The sequence below is a fragment of the Escherichia sp. KTE114 genome, assembly GCF_000407765.1.
In the GTDB taxonomy this organism is placed as follows: Bacteria; Pseudomonadota; Gammaproteobacteria; order Enterobacterales; family Enterobacteriaceae; genus Escherichia; species Escherichia ruysiae.
In genome coordinates this window covers 3,454,593-3,470,413 of sequence record NZ_KE136626.1, presented here as the reverse complement: position 1 = coordinate 3,470,413, position 15,821 = coordinate 3,454,593, and the positions used below count along the sequence as shown (strand labels likewise).

The 15,821-nt window shown below is 50.3% G+C and carries 8 protein-coding genes; 5 read left to right on the top strand and 3 right to left on the bottom strand.

Going from position 1 to position 15,821, the window contains the following annotated elements; genetic code table 11:
• Positions 1 to 192 precede the first annotated feature (192 nt).
• Positions 193 to 3,717 carry a pyruvate:ferredoxin (flavodoxin) oxidoreductase gene (gene nifJ, locus WC5_RS04815; protein WP_000628218.1) on the bottom strand — a complete coding sequence of 1,175 codons (3,525 nt, stop codon included), beginning with the start codon at positions 3,715 to 3,717 and terminating at the stop codon, positions 193 to 195.
• Positions 3,718 to 3,990: 273 nt separating this feature from the next.
• On the opposite strand from nifJ, the gene WC5_RS04820 reads away from it, so the two are divergent.
• Entirely contained in the window at positions 3,991 to 4,257 is a 267-nt protein-coding gene (locus tag WC5_RS04820) for a putative hemolysin (protein WP_001203005.1), read from the top strand.
• Here the strand turns inward: WC5_RS04820 and hslJ are convergent.
• Both hslJ and ldhA read right to left on the bottom strand, forming a co-directional pair.
• Positions 4,254 to 4,676, bottom strand: a complete 423-nt coding sequence (gene hslJ, locus WC5_RS04825; protein ID WP_010349010.1) for a heat shock protein HslJ — start codon at positions 4,674 to 4,676, stop codon at positions 4,254 to 4,256. The genes WC5_RS04820 and hslJ overlap by 4 nt on opposite strands.
• A 156-nt stretch (positions 4,677 to 4,832) precedes the next feature.
• The gene (gene ldhA / locus WC5_RS04830; protein WP_000762228.1) at positions 4,833 to 5,822 is read right to left on the bottom strand and encodes a D-lactate dehydrogenase; all 990 of its coding nucleotides are present in this window, start codon (positions 5,820 to 5,822) and stop codon (positions 4,833 to 4,835) included.
• Between the two features lie 207 nt (positions 5,823 to 6,029).
• Here ldhA and WC5_RS04835 point away from each other — a divergent pair, with 207 nt between their 5' ends.
• From WC5_RS04835 to WC5_RS25690, 4 genes are all read left to right on the top strand, one after another.
• A complete protein-coding gene (locus WC5_RS04835) occupies positions 6,030 to 8,669 on the top strand; it encodes a YdbH family protein (protein ID WP_016231716.1) in 2,640 nt (879 codons plus the stop codon).
• On the top strand, positions 8,666 to 8,851 hold the full coding sequence (locus WC5_RS04840; RefSeq protein ID WP_000706311.1) for a YnbE family lipoprotein: 186 nt from the start codon (positions 8,666 to 8,668) through the stop codon (positions 8,849 to 8,851). Before WC5_RS04835 ends, WC5_RS04840 begins: the two co-directional genes overlap by 4 nt.
• Positions 8,852 to 8,858: 7 nt before the next feature.
• Positions 8,859 to 9,182, top strand: coding sequence for a YdbL family probable chaperone protein (locus WC5_RS04845; RefSeq protein WP_000831644.1), 324 nt, complete (start codon positions 8,859 to 8,861; stop codon positions 9,180 to 9,182).
• Between the two features lie 406 nt (positions 9,183 to 9,588).
• Entirely contained in the window at positions 9,589 to 15,765 is a 6,177-nt protein-coding gene (locus tag WC5_RS25690; RefSeq protein ID WP_016231714.1) for a pectate lyase-fold domain-containing protein, read from the top strand.
• The last annotated feature ends 56 nt before the right edge of the window (positions 15,766 to 15,821 follow it).

Here is a 15,821-nt window from a genome sequence, read left to right as displayed (position 1 = left end):
ATACATACAAAATAAAAATTATACTTTTAAAAAATGATGCGTTATTCTGCGTGGGTTATATGCCTTTATTGTCACAGATATTATTTATCGTTGGGTCATTGCTATAGTTATTTCTTTCCCAACAAATAAAAAGACAAGCCCGAACTTTCATTCGGGCTTTTTTTCGTTCCGTATAATCCTTATCCGACGATGCTACTCGGTGCCACTTTTATCCGTTTTTCCTGCCATTTGCGCGAGGAAGTCATAGCGTTTTTGCAGATCGGCTGCGGCATCTTTCCATAACTGTTCCGCCACTTCTGGCTGTTGCGAATTCAGACGGCGGAAACGTTGCTCATGGAGCAATGTCTCTTCCAGAGCCTCTGACGGCGGACGAGAATCCAGCGCCAGTGGCAGTTTGCCTTCATCGGCACGACGTGGATCAAAGCGATACAGCGGCCAGAAGCCGGTTGCGGTGAGTTGGCGCATTTGGTCGTGGCTCAATGCAAGGTCATAACCATGCTCTTCACAGGGGCTGTAAGCAATGATCAGCGACGGCCCCGGATAGGCTTCCGCTTCCTGAATCGCTTTTACCGTCTGGTTCAACTGCGCGCCGAGAGAAATCTGCGCCACATAAACATGACCGTACATCATCATACTGACGCCGAGATCTTTACGCGCTTTGCGTTTACCGTGTTCGCCAAACTTAGTCACCGCGCCAAGCGGCGTTGCTTTAGACGCCTGACCGCCGGTATTGGAGTAGCATTGCGTATCCAGTACCAGAATGTTGACGTTTTCCGTCAGGCTCAATACATGATCCAGACCACCGAAGCCGATATCGTAAGCCCAGCCGTCGCCACCAATCAGCCAGATTGATTTTTCCACCAACGCATCAGCGTCGCGTAGCAGTTCATGAGCTTCACTCACATCTTTGAGATGCTGGCGCAGCGTGGCAACCTGTTCACGACGAACGTCTGGCGTGGCGTCTGATTTCAACGCTGCCAGTAACTCCGCCGGGATTTTATCGGCAAACTGATCCAGCAGACGCAGCACGCGGACACGATGCTGATCGACCGTCAGGCGGAAGCCCAGACCAAATTCGGCGTTATCTTCAAACAGTGAGTTCGCCCAGGCAGGACCACGACCATTGGCATCAGTGGTATACGGTGTGGATGGCAGGTTACCGCCGTAAATTGACGAACAGCCCGTGGCGTTAGCGATTAACATCCGGTCGCCATAGAGCTGAGTAAGCAATTTGATATATGGCGTTTCGCCACAACCGGAACAAGCACCAGAATATTCAAACAGCGGTGTGATTAACTGCGAAGTCCGAATATCAATACGTTCCAGTTTGCTGCGGTCGATTTCTGGTAAGTTCAGGAAGAAATCGTAATTGATTTTCTCTTCTTCCACATGTTCCAGACGCGACATCATATTGATGGCTTTGATCTCTGGATTCTGTCGGTCTTTCGCCGGGCAAACTTCAACACACAGATTACAGCCGGTGCAATCTTCCGGTGCGACCTGCAACACATATTTCTGCCCGCGCATATCGCGCGATTTTACATCCAGCGAATGCAGGCTGGCAGGGGCTTTTTCCATTGCTTCGGGTGGCACCACTTTTGCGCGAATAGCGGAGTGTGGGCAAGCAGCGACGCAGTGGTTACATTGGGTACAGAGTTCCTCTTTCCAGATGGGGATCTCTTCGGCGATATTGCGTTTTTCCCAGCGAGTGGTTCCCATTGGCCATGTGCCGTCTGGCGGTAGCGCCGAAACGGGGAGGGCATCGCCAAGTCCGGCGAGCATCGCAGCGGTAACGGTTTTAACGAAATCAGGTGCAGCATCGGAAACCACCGGTGGACGATTCGCACTATGCGGATTGACCGGCTGTAACGGGACTTCTTCCACGGATTCTCGCGCCAGCGCCAGTGCCTGCCAGTTGCGCTCCACCAGATCCTGGCCTTTGCTGCTGTAGCTTTTGGCAATCGCGCCCTGCAATTCAGCCAGGGCGCTGTCGCCAGGCAGAATTTGTGTCAGGTGGAAAAACGCCATCTGCATTACGGTATTAATACGAGCCGCCAGTCCACATTCACGCGCGATTTTCGCTGCGTTAATGACATAAAAGCGTGCTTTTTTCTGATTCAGCACCGCCTGCACTTCTTGCGGCAACCGCGACCAGACTTCATCGGCACTGTACGGCGTGTTAAGCAGGAAAATACCGCCGGGTTTCAGACGTTCTGCCATCTGATATTTGTCGATAAACTGCAACTGGTGGCAACCAACAAAATCAGCCTGGGGAATCAGATATGCAGAACGAATGGGATGTTCGCTTACGCGCAGGTGAGAAACTGTCAGACCACCGGCTTTTTTGGAGTCGTAAACAAAATAACCCTGCGCATACCACGGCGTGGAGTTACCGATAATCTTGATATTGTTTTTAGTCGCGGAAACGCTGCCATCACTGCCCAGACCATAAAACAGGGCTTCCAGCTTCGCGGAGTTTGGCAGGGTATTTTCTGGCAATGGTAGCGACAGATTGGTTACATCATCGTAAATACCTACGGTAAAACGGGGTTTGGGTTTGGCTGCGTTAAGTTCGGCAAATACTGCCAGCACACAATCCGGGCCAAACTCTTTGGATGATAAGCCATAGCGCCCGCCAATGACGCGTGGCAGTGTTTCACGCTCACCATTATTAAAGGCTTCCGCCAGCGCGGTCATTACGTCCAGATACAGTGGCTCTGCCTGGGCGCCCGGCTCTTTGGTACGATCCAGCACCGCGACAGTTCGCACGGAGTCTGGCAATGCTTGCAGTAAGTGTTTGGCGGAGAACGGGCGGTATAGTCGAACTTTCAGCACCCCGACTTTTTCGCCACGGGTAAGTAACTCATCAACCACTTCTTCACAAGTACCGATGGCAGATCCCATCAGGATAATCACCCGTTCTGCTTGTGGATGCCCGTAGTATTCAAAAGGCTGATACTGACGACCCGTAGCGGCGGCGAAATCATTCATCGCCTGTTCAACATGGTCGTAAACTGCGTTGTACCACGGGTTGGTGGCTTCACGTGACTGGAAGTAGGTGTCCGGGTTAGCCGAGGTGCCGCGAATTACCGGATGTTCCGGGTTCAGCGCGCGGGCGCGGTGGGCATCAATTTCTGCCTGCGGCATCAGTTCAAGAATCGTGTCGTCAGCCAGTGGAACGATTTTGTTGATCTCGTGGGACGTGCGGAAACCATCAAAAAAATGAATAAACGGCACACGGCTTTTTAGTGTTGCGATATGTGAAATGAGAGCGAAGTCCTGCGCTTCCTGAACGTTTGCTGCACACAACATGGCGCAACCGGTTTGGCGCACGGCCATCACGTCTGAATGATCGCCAAAAATAGAGAGCGCATGAGTAGCGACGGTACGCGCTGCTACATGCAGTACAAACGGCGTCAGTTCGCCCGCCAGTTTGTACAACGTCGGAATCATCAGCAGTAAACCCTGCGATGATGTAAATGATGTCGAGAGAGCACCCGTTTGCAAAGCGCCGTGCACAGTCGCGATAGCACCAGCTTCTGACTGCATTTCAACCACGCGGGGCGTATCTCCCCACACGTTTTTCAAGCCGTTTCCGGCCCATGCATCGGCCTGTTCCGCCATCGTGGAACTTGGGGTAATAGGGTAGATGGCGATAACTTCACTGGTGCGAAATGCCACCGAAGCTACCGCGCCATTACCATCAATTGTGATCATACGACACCCTTACATTGCGCAAATGAGGGGCACACGAAAAAGCTGCGTGCCCAGTAGTTATCTCTCAATTTTAGCAAATGGCTTTCTGTTGCATTTTCGCTTTTGTGTCCCCCATATCAGCGTAATGAATGTTTTGATCAAACAGTGGACAAAAAAATAGCCATAAAAAAGTAACAATGCGTTGCAACACACATAGTTGTTCTCGACGTAGTCGTCTGTGCTGCCTATTATTTACGGCTGTGTCGTTTGGTTTAAAGATTAGAGGAAGTAAAGATGCGAGCAGTGTTGTGGGTCGGGTGTGCCGCTTTATTGTTATCGGCGTGTAGTAGTGAACCAGTTCAGCAGGCAACTGCGGCGCATGTGGCGCCTGGTTTAAAAGCGTCCATGTCCAGTAGCGGTGAAGCAAATTGCGCGATGATTGGTGGTTCGCTATCCGTTGCCCGTCAACTTGACGGAACGGCTATTGGAATGTGTGCATTACCCAACGGCAAACGCTGTAGCGAACAGTCACTTGCCGCCGGAAGCTGTGGCAGCTATTAATTCATTAAATCTGCCAGTTTATAAGTTAATGTCTGTTTCGCGGTTGCCAGCGTCAACTGGTTGGCGGTCAGATCTACCTGCGCACCTTCTTTCAGCATTTCGCTGATGGTGTGATCGAGTTCGTTAAGCTGTGGGTTGGCACACATCATGCGGGTCATTGCCAGTCCTTTAACTTTCAGTTCACCGCCAGAAAGTTTACCCTCGCCGCTAAAGCGGTTGCACATGTTGCCAGAAATCATCATCTTTTCACCAAAGCTGATTTCTGGCGGGTTTTTATCGCTGGTAACAGGTTGACCGTTGACACTTTCCAGCACAAAGCGGTGATGCTGTAATTGTTCTGGCGTCACAGCAATTTTGTCATTACTTACACATCCCGCCATCAGCAGGCTTAACGCAACAAGCGTGGCTACTTTCTTCATTTTGGTTCTCAACTTAAGGTATAAATCAGGTGCTGACTGCCGAATGCAACGCGACGCGCCTTACCCGTCCTACAAAATATATTTTAAGAATAGTGGATGAAAGATCTTTGGGGATTATCTGAATAAGCTCCCCTGGTTTGCAGGGGAGCAGCAGGATTAAACCAGTTCGTTCGGGCAGGATTCGCCTTTTTCCAGATTGCTTAAGTTTTGCAGCGTGGTCTGGGAAATACTGGTCAGAGCTTCTGCCGTCAGGAATGCCTGGTGTCCGGTAAACAGCACGTTATGGCAGGCAGACAGACGACGGAACACGTCATCCTGGATCACGTCGTTGGATTTATCTTCAAAGAACAGATCGCGTTCGTTTTCATACACGTCCATCCCCAGCGAGCCAATTTTCTGGTTTTTCAGAGCTTCAATTGCCGCCTGGGAATCAATCAATGCGCCACGACTGGTGTTGACGATCATTACGCCGTTTTTCATCTGATCAAACGCCGCCTCATTCAGCAGGTGGTAGTTCTCCGGCGTTAGTGGGCAGTGCAGGGAGATAACGTCTGATTCAGAGAACAGGGTCGGCAGATCGACATACTCCACACCGAGCTCCAGCGCCGCCGCACTTGGGTACGGATCGAACGCAAGCAGACGCATACCAAAACCTTTCAGAATGCGCAGCATCGCCACACCGATCTTACCGGTGCCGATAACGCCCGCTGTTTTGCCATACATGGTAAAGCCAGTCAGACCTTCCAGAGAAAAGTTGGCGTCACGGGTACGCTGATACGCGCGGTGAATACGGCGGTTCAGCGTCATCATCATACCGATAGCGTGTTCAGCGACGGCTTCCGGATCGTAGGCTGGAACACGGACTACTTTCAGCCCAAGTTCTTTTGCCGCATCAAGATCGACGTTATTGAAACCGGCACAGCGCAGGGCGATATATTTAACGCCGTGCTTTTTCAGCTCTTCCAGCACCGGGCGGCTGCCGTCATCGTTTACGAAAATACATACCGCTTCGCAGCCATTGGCGGTTTTGGCGGTTTTTTCCGTCAGCAGAAAGTCAAAAAATTCCAGCTCAAAGCCAAAGGACTCGTTAACCTGTTGCAGGTACTTCTTGTCGTACTGTTTTGTGCTATATACGGCGAGTTTCATAAGACTTTCTCCAGTGATGTTGAATCACGCTTAAGCTACTAAAAATATTTTACAAAATATAAAATATAATTGAAAGCTATAGCCATATTGAAAAATTCATTAACAACTATGCTTAGTGTAGGCGCAACCTTCAACTGAACGGTTAAACATGCCACAATACCCGTATTGAATGCTTAATTTTTCGCTAAATCAGGATATTAACTACCCATGTTGGGTAAATATAAAGCTGTTCTCGCGCTGCTATTACTGATTATTCTTGTGCCGTTGACGTTGCTGATGACGCTCGGATTGTGGGTGCCCACGCTGGCGGGCATCTGGCTACCGCTCGGTACACGTATTGCATTAGATGAAAGCCCACGCATTACGCGTAAAGGTTTAATCATTCCCGATCTCCGTTATCTGGTGGGAGATTGTCAGCTTGCACATATCACCAACGCCAGTCTTTCACATCCCAGCCGCTGGTTATTGAATGTCGGTGCCGTAGAACTTGACTCTAATTGCCTGGCTAAATTACCACAGGAAGAACCCTCTCCAGCCGCGCCGAAGACCCTCGCGCAGTGGCAAGCCATGTTGCCTAACACCTGGATCAATATTGATAAACTGATCTTTTCTCCCTGGCAGGAATGGCAGGGAAAACTCTCTCTCGCGTTAACCTCTGATATCCAGCAACTGCGTTATCAGGGCGAAAAAGTTAAATTTCAAGGCCAGCTTAAAGGGCAACAACTTACAGTCAGCGAGCTGGATGTCGCCGCGTTCGAAAATCAGCCGCCGGTAAAACTGGTGGGAGAATTTACCCTGCCGCTAGTGCCGGATGGGCTTCCTGTAAGTGGCCATGCTACTGCGACGTTGAATTTGCCGCAGGAACCGTCGCTGGTGGATGCCGAACTTGAGTGGCAGGAAAATAGCGGGCAATTGATTGTGATGGCACGAGATAACGGCGATCCATTGCTCGATTTACCATGGGAAATTACACGTCAGCAATTGACGGTAAGTGATGGTCGCTGGAGCTGGCCGTATGCAGGTTTTCCCCTTAGTGGACGGTTGGGTGTCAAAGTCGATAACTGGCAGGCCGGGCTTGAGAACGCATTAGTCAGTGGTCGGCTGAGTGTGCTGACCCAGGGAAAAGCGGGTAAGGGCAATGCGGTGCTTAATTTTGGCCCAGGAAAATTAAGCATGGATAACAGTCAGATGCCACTGCAGCTGACCGGTGAAGCGAAACAGGCGGATCTTATTTTATATGCCCGTTTACCGGCACAGCTAAGCGGAAGTCTGACTGACCCAACGCTGGCCTTTGAGCCTGGCGCGTTATTACGTTCAAAGGGGAGAGTCATCGATTCACTGGACATCGATGAAATCCGCTGGCCTTTAGCGGGGGTAAAAGTCACTCAACGTGGTGTTGACGGGCGCTTGCAGGCTATTTTGCAGGCACATGAAAATGAACTGGGCGACTTTGTGCTGCATATGGATGGGCAGGCGAACGATTTTCTCCCTGATGCAGGACGCTGGCAGTGGCGTTACTGGGGAAAAGGCAGTTTTACCCCGATGAATGCCAACTGGGATGTCGCAGGAAAAGGTGAGTGGCATGACAGCACGATTACGCTTACCGATCTTTCGACCGGTTTCGACCAGTTGCAATATGGCACAATGACGGTGGAAACGCCGCGCTTAATTCTTGATAAACCCGTTGTCTGGGTACGCGACGCTCAGAATCCGTCTTTTAGTGGTGCGCTTTCGCTGGATGCAGGGCAAACGCTTTTCACGGGGGGCAGCGTGTTACCGCCATCAACCTTAAAATTTAGTGTTAAAGGGCGCGAACCAACTTATTTCCTCTTCAAAGGCGATTTACATGCTGGCGAGATTGGTCCGGTACGGGTAAATGGCCGCTGGGACGGTATTCGTCTGCGCGGTAACGCCTGGTGGCCTAAACAATCACTCACTGTATTTCAGCCGCTGGTGCCACCTGACTGGAAGATGAACCTACGCGATGGCGAGCTGTATGCTCAGGTAGCCTTTTCCGCTGCGCCTGATCAAGGCTTCCGTGCGGGGGGGCATGGCGTATTAAAAGGTGGCAGCGCCTGGATGCCTGATAACCAGGTCAACGGCGTCGACTTTGTACTACCGTTCCGTTTTGGCGACGGTGCGTGGCACCTGGGGACGCGGCGACCTGTATCATTACGTATTGCTGAAGTGGTTAACCTTGTGACGGCAAAAAATATCACTGCCGATCTTCAGGGGCGTTATCCGTGGACCGAAGACGAACCCTTGCTACTGACCAATGTGAGTGTTGATGTTTTAGGCGGTAACGTGCTGATGAAACAATTACGTATGCCGCAGCACGATCCGGCGCTATTGCGCCTGAATAATCTCTCATCCAGTGAACTGATTAGCGCCGTCAACCCGAAACAATTCGCTATGTCAGGGGCATTTAGTGGTGCTTTGCCATTATGGCTGAATAATGAAAAATGGATTGTAAAAGATGGTTGGCTGGCAAACTCAGGCCCCATGACTTTACGTCTGGATAAAGACACGGCGGATGCAGTAGCAAAAGACAATATGACCGCCGGAACTGCTATCAACTGGTTGCGCTATATGGAAATTAGCCGTTCATCGACAAAAATTAATTTAGATAATCTCGGTGTATTAACCATGCAGGCAACGATCAGCGGTAATAGTCGGGTTGATGGCAAAACAGGCACTGTGAATCTTAATTACAGTCACGAAGAGAATATTTTTACGTTATGGCGCAGTTTACGCTTTGGCGATAATCTCCAGGCGTGGCTGGAACAGAATGCCCGTATCCCGGAAAATGACCGCCCGTCAGGAAAAGAATGTGAGGAAAAACAATGAAAATAGTGATAGCCGCGCTCGCGTCTTCTTTTATGTTGGTTGGTTGCACTCCGCGCATAGAGGTGGCTGCGCCGAAGGAGCCAATCACCATTAATATGAACGTTAAAATTGAGCATGAGATCATCATCAAAGCGGACAAAGATGTTGAAGACCTGCTTAAAACCCGTAGCGATCTTTTTTGAAGTAATGATGAAAAGAACATTACTCATAATGGTGTGGATTATTGGCCTGATGAGCAGCAGTGCGATGGCATTGACCCTGAATGAAGCCAGAAGTCAGGGGCGGGTCGGTGAAACGCTTAACGGTTACCTGGTGGCGCTGGAAACGGATGCCGAAACACAGGCATTGGTAAGAGATATTAATGAAGCTCGTAATCGTAGTTACCAGCAACTGGCAAAGCAGAATAATGTATCCACAGATGAGATAGCGAAACTGGCAGGGCAAAAACTTGTCGCTCGCGCGAAGCCGGGTGAATATGTGCAGGGGATTAATGGTAAATGGTTGCGAAAATAAATCACTATTAGAAACAAAATATCTATATTGGCATTATTTTATAATACTGAGCATTATTAGAGTGTAAGTCATTGTTATTAATATTTCTTATATATCCTCTTGTTATAGCGGTAAATAATTTCAACTCATCATCAAAATAGATAAAATTTAATATTTTATTTTCTGTATGAATGAATTATTAATGTCTTTTTCTCTCCGGTCTTTAATTATTTGTTTAAAATGATTTTCTCGCAGAATATAATTTAATAATTGTTTTATTGTTATTTCTGAACTGTTCTATCTTAGTATTCGCCGCATGAATAAAATAAATTTTGTTTATTAAATGCTTCGTTGCAAGCATTTAGTGCTTTCTGTCTTTAAGTCTTGTGTAGTTTGTTATGCAAGAACTATTTTTAAGGAGTTATATATGCAAAGGAAAAAATTGTTGTCTGTCTGTGTTGCGATGGCGTTAAGTAGCCAGACATGGGCTGCGGATACCACTACAACCGAGTCAGCCGACGAAACACGGAAATCCAGCAAAATATCCTGTCCGGCAAATATTCACATATTAAATAAAGAACAGCTTGAGAATTTACCGGCAGAATGTAGAGATCTTAAAGACAGTGCCGTTTTACCCTGGGCTGCCGCTGGTCTGGCGGCGGTAGTAACAGGTGTCGCGGTCTATGCCCTACACGATGATAATAATCACCATCACGACGATCGGTCTCCGGTGCCGGATGATGGCGGTAATACGCCAGTACCGCCGGATGATGGCGGTAATACGCCAGTACCGCCGGACGATGGCGGTGATACACCAGTACCGCCAGATGATGGCGGTGATACACCAGTACCGCCGGACGATGGCGGAGACACGCCAGTACCGCCAGATGATGGTGGTGACCCGCCAGTACCGCCGGACGATGGCGGTGATACACCAGTACCGCCGGACGATGGCGGTGATACACCAGTACCACCGGATGATGGCGGTGATACACCAGTACCGCCGGACGATGGCGGAGACACGCCAGTACCGCCAGATGATGGTGGTGACACGCCAGTGCCGCCGGACGATGGCGGAGACACGCCAGTACCACCGGATGATAAACCGGACCCGATCAAATACAACAACAACGTGACCTGGGATCAAGCTGAAAAAACGCTGCAAATCCGTAACGCAACGTTTACCTACACCGAGAATGCGGATGGCAGCTATACCCTGACGGCAAAAGACGGTCGCCAGACAATTGTCAAACAGTGGAAGGTAAATGAAGACAGCAACACGGCAGTCTTCGAAGGTGTTAACAAAGCGGGTGGAATCACCTGGAGCTACGACGACGAGGGCAAAATCCACATCACCAAAGAAGCTGGTGTGGTAGTTGATGGAACCACGGGCAACGATATCAAAGTCAGTGACGCCATTATTACCGACCAGGGCGGCAACACCGCGCTGAATGGCGGTACGGTAATGACCGTGGAAGGCGATAATATTGTTCTGAACAATGACGGTAAAACCACTGCGATTGGCGAAGGTTCCATTGTCGGTATCCTGACGGGCGATAACATCACCATCAATAACAATGGTGAAACCGAAGTGGATGGCGGTACGGCCGTTATTGTCAACGGTGACAACGCGACGATTAATACCCAGGGTGACGCCACATTTACTAACGGCGGTACAGGTAGCCTGATTAACGGTGACGATGCTGTTATTGATAATAAAGGGAATATGACCGTCGATGGTGAAAACTCGGCGGCGACCAAAATTATCGGTGATGACGCGCTTATCAAGCAGGAAGGCGATCTTTACGTCAGCGGCGCTGCACACGGTATTGACGTCGAGGGTAACGGCACCATTGTCAGTAACAAAGGCAATATTACCGTAGTGGATGATAAATCCATTGGCGTATTGCTGGATGGCAGTGATGTCACGTTTATGAATATCGGTGATATTACGGTTGGCGAGACAGGGCACGATGGCAATCCATTCGGTGTGCTGATCGACGGCGACAACGCCACCTTCGTCAACGTGGGGGATATCACCACCAAAAATAGTGGTACGGGCGTTAACGTTGCCGGTGATGAGGGCAGTATTTCACTTTCAGGCAAGATGTCCGTCAACGACGCCACGACCGGGCTGGAGGTAAGCGGCAGCAGCAACAGCATCACGCTGACAACTTATGAGCTGAGTATTGAAGGTGAAAATGCAACGGGCGTAAGTTTATCTGGCAACGGAAACAACCTCGAAATTTCAGGGGATATGACCGTTGATGGGGTGAACGCGGTGGGTACACGGTTAACTGGCGATGATACCCGTGTCCTCCAGAATGGCGACCTGTTTGTTAGCGGTGCAGCGCACGGCATTGATGTCAGCGGCGATCGCGCGACCATCGGCAACACGGGCAAAATTACCGTTGTGGATAAGAATTCGAACGGCGTCATGATCGACGGCGATGACGTACAGTTTACCAATGTTGGCGAAATCGACATCTCAAAAAATGGTACGGGTGTCGCTATTACGGGCGATCGCGAGCAGGTCGAGTTGCGGGGAGATATCAACGTTATCCAGGAAAAAGACGATAGCGGATTGTTCCAGGGCGCAACGGGTATCAATATGACGGGTAATAGTAGCGATATCACCCTGGACGGAAATATCAACCTGATATCGAGTATGGGGGCCGAAAGTACCCGCGTACCGTCACCGCTGGATGGGATAAATATTAGCGGTGATAATAACACCATTGATTTAAACGGCAGCATAAACTTCTCATTCAATGAGGGGATGGCTACGGTGGAAGCCAATATGCGGGGGATCAACGTTACTGGTAAAGGTAATACCGTTAATCTGCAGGGCGGTATTAACGTTTCAGGAACAGGCGCTGAGGAGGTTGTAACCGGTGTTAACGTTTCTGGCGTGAATACGGTTAACGTCAGTGGTCACTCCAGCGTGGATGCCAGCACGCTGCGGGGCCAGGTGACGCTTGTTGCAGCTTCGGATGGTGCAACGGTCACTCTCAACAGAGACTCCGTTATTGACGTTACCGGCAATTTAATCAATACCCAATATATTTATCCTTACGCCGTTCTTATGGCAAATGACTCCGGAACGCATATTGATAACTACGGAACCATTAATGCGGCTACCTCACAGGAGTTGATGGTGGCTCGCGCAGGCGGAACCGTCACTAATTTCGGCACCATAACGGCGTTGCCGGGAGAAAATCAGGCCAGTGACTCAAAGGTTGCGATGGTTCACGCCAGCGGAGAGGGATCAAATGCGACAAATGCGACTGGCGGTACAATTAACGTAGTTTCCGCCACCACGCCACAAGGAGGTGATGGCGAAGCGGCTTACCCCCTTCCCTGGTATAACAGAGTGTTCTTCGCCTTAATGGCGGATAATTATGGGCAAGCCACTAACGAAGCTAATGCGCTGATTAATCTGCATGGCGCAGGAACCTATGGCGTTTCTTCAGCAAAAGGTACTGCCATTAATGCCGGAGAAATTAACGTCGATAGTTTTATCCCGACGCTGGATGATAATGGCAATATCACCAGCGAAGCCTATTGGCAGACGAATACTCCGTATCTAATGGGCGGCGGTATGCTGGTGGGGTCGACCGAGACTGGCTGGGCAGATGCCACCGGGTTGAATACAGGCACAATCAACGTCAACAATGAAGGTTTTGGTATGCTGGCGCTGAACGGCGGTACAGCGGTAAACCAGGGCACTATCAATCTGACGACGGATGAAAACGTCACGAAGCAACAGAATAACCAACTGTTCGCAATGGGCGCTGTTGGCACCGGCGTGGCGATTAATGACAAAACCGGTGTGATCAATATTGATACCGATGTCGGACAGGCTTTTTATACTGACGGTTTGGGCACCATTATCAATTACGGCACTATCTGTACGTTTGGCAATTGCCAAACCGCCGGTGTGTATAACCCGACCGATCCGGCAGTTAGCCTTGTCTACACCGGGGGAGATACGATCACCGCCGAAGGGCAGTCAACCAACTTTACTCAATCCGTTGTAATAACCAATACCACGCCGGGTAGCGTTACCAACGCAGGAACTGTTACCAGCCAGATGCTGACAGTTCTGAGCGGTGAACTGGATAATACCGCAACCGGAAATATCAGTAACATGATTAAACTGAATGACGGCGGCGTAGTTGATAACGCAGGTAAAATTAACAACATTGATGTGAACGGCGGCACGCTGAATAACGACGGTACGGTGTCAGGCCAGGTAACGATATATGCTGGCGCCAGTAATGCATTGGTGAGCAATACAGGGACCATCAATAAACTGGTACAGAAAGACGGTACTGTTAATAACAGCGGTGTAATTACCGGCCGTATCACTCAACAAAACGGCACCTTCAACAACCAGCAGGGCGGCACGGTTAAAAACGGTGCTATGTTAACCAATAAAGCCGTGGTGAATAACGAAGGTGAATGGATTCTTGGCGAGAGCAGTGGTGGCACCAATGCCGGCATGTTAGAAATAAACAATAACGCCGTATTTAATAACAGCGGTGAGTTTATTCTTAATAATGCTAAAAACGCTATTCACCTGAATCAGTCTGGTACGTTGTACAACACCGGGCATATGTCGTTGATCGATTCCTCAAATAACGGCGCTGTTAATATTTGGGGGAATAACGGGCGCTTTATCAACAACGGTAAAGTGGATTCAACCGCCAAATCTATTGTTGTCAGCGCCAGTAACGCGGCGGCGACCGACGCGTTCTTCTGGAACATGAGCGAAGGTGAGATTAATTTCGACCGTGATAACGCCAGCGCGGTGAAATTCACCCATAACAACTATGTCGCGCAGAATGACGGCACCATGAACATCAGCGGCAACAATGCCGTGGCGATGGAAGGGAATAATAATGCGCAACTGGTCAACGAAGGCATCATTAACCTGGGAACGGAAGGCACGACCGATACCGGCCTGATTGGTATGCAACTGGATGCTAACGCTACGGCGGACGCAGTCATTGAGAACAACGGCACCATTAATATCTATGCCAATAACTCTTTTGCTTTCAGTAAGCTGGGCGCACAGGGCCACGTTGTTAACAACGGTACGGTAGTTATCGCCGATGACGTAACCGGATCTGGCTTGATTAAACAGGGCGACAGCGTGAATGTGGAAGGGGTTAATGGTAACAACGGTAATACCACCGAAGTCCATTACGGCGATTACACATTGCCGGATGTACCAAATACTACGGTGACATCGTTTGCTGATAACTCAAGTGGCGAAGCTGGCGCTACCAACAACCTCAACGGCTATGTTGTGGGCACTAACGCCGACGGCAGCGCAGGCAGGTTGATGGTCAATAACGCCAGCATGAACGGCGTGGAGATCAACACTGGCTTCGCTGCGGGTACAGCAGAGACCACCGTTAACTTTGATAACGTGGTGCAGGGCAGCAACCTCACTGACGCGAACGCCATCACGTCCACTACTGTGATGTGGAATGCGCAAGGAAGTACGGATGCGAGCGGCAACGTAGACGTGACGATGACCAAAAACACCTACACCGATGTCGCAACGGATGCCTCCGTTGACGGTGTGGCGAAGGCGCTGGACGCGGGCTACACCAATAACGAGCTGTACACCAGCCTGAACGTGGGCACCACGGCGGAGCTTAACAGTGCGCTGAAGCAAATCAGCGGCAGCCAGGCGACCACCGTGTTCCGCGAAGCCCGCGTGTTAAGCAACCGCTTCAGTATGCTGGCGGATGCCGCGCCGAAGGTGGGCAATGGTCTTGCGTTCAACGTGGTGGCAAAAGGCGATCCGCGCGCGGAACTGGGCAACGACACGCAATACGACATGCTGGCGCTGCGTAAAACGCTTGACCTGAGTGACAGCCAGAGCCTGAGCCTGGAGTACGGCATCGCCCGTCTGGATGGCAACGGTTCTGACAAGGCCGGGGACAACGGCGTGACCGGTGGTTACAGCCAGTTCTTTGGCCTGCAACATCAGATGACCTTTGAGAATGGCGTGAACTGGAATAACGCCCTGCGTTATGACGTTCATAACCTCGACAGCAGCCGTGCCGTAGCTTACGGCGACGTAAGTAAAACAGCCAATACCGACGTGAAGCAGCAGTACCTGGAATTCCGCAGCGAAGGGGCGAAAACCTTTGAACCGCGCGAAGGGCTGAAAATCACGCCGTATGCCGGAGTGAAACTGCGCCACACGCTGGAAGGCGGTTATCAGGAACGTAATGCCGGTGACTTTAACCTGAATATGAACAGTGGCAGCGAAACGGCGGTGGACAGCATCGTCGGGCTGAAACTGAACTACGCAGGGAAAGACGGCTGGAGCGCGAACGCCACGCTGGAGGGCGGGCCGAACCTGAGTTATGCGAAGAGCCAGCGCACGGCGAGCCTTGCCGGGACAGGTGGTCAGCAGTTTAACGTTGACGACGGGCAGAAGGGCGGCGGTATTAACAGCCTGGCAAGCGTCGGCGTGAAGTACAGTAGCAAAGAAAGTTCGCTGCATCTGGATGCTTACCACTGGAAAGAGGACGGCATCAGCGACAAAGGCGTGATGCTGAACTTTAAGAAAACGTTCTAATTTTTCGCATGTGACACAAAAACCGCAACGCTGATACTGGTTGCGGTTTTTTATTG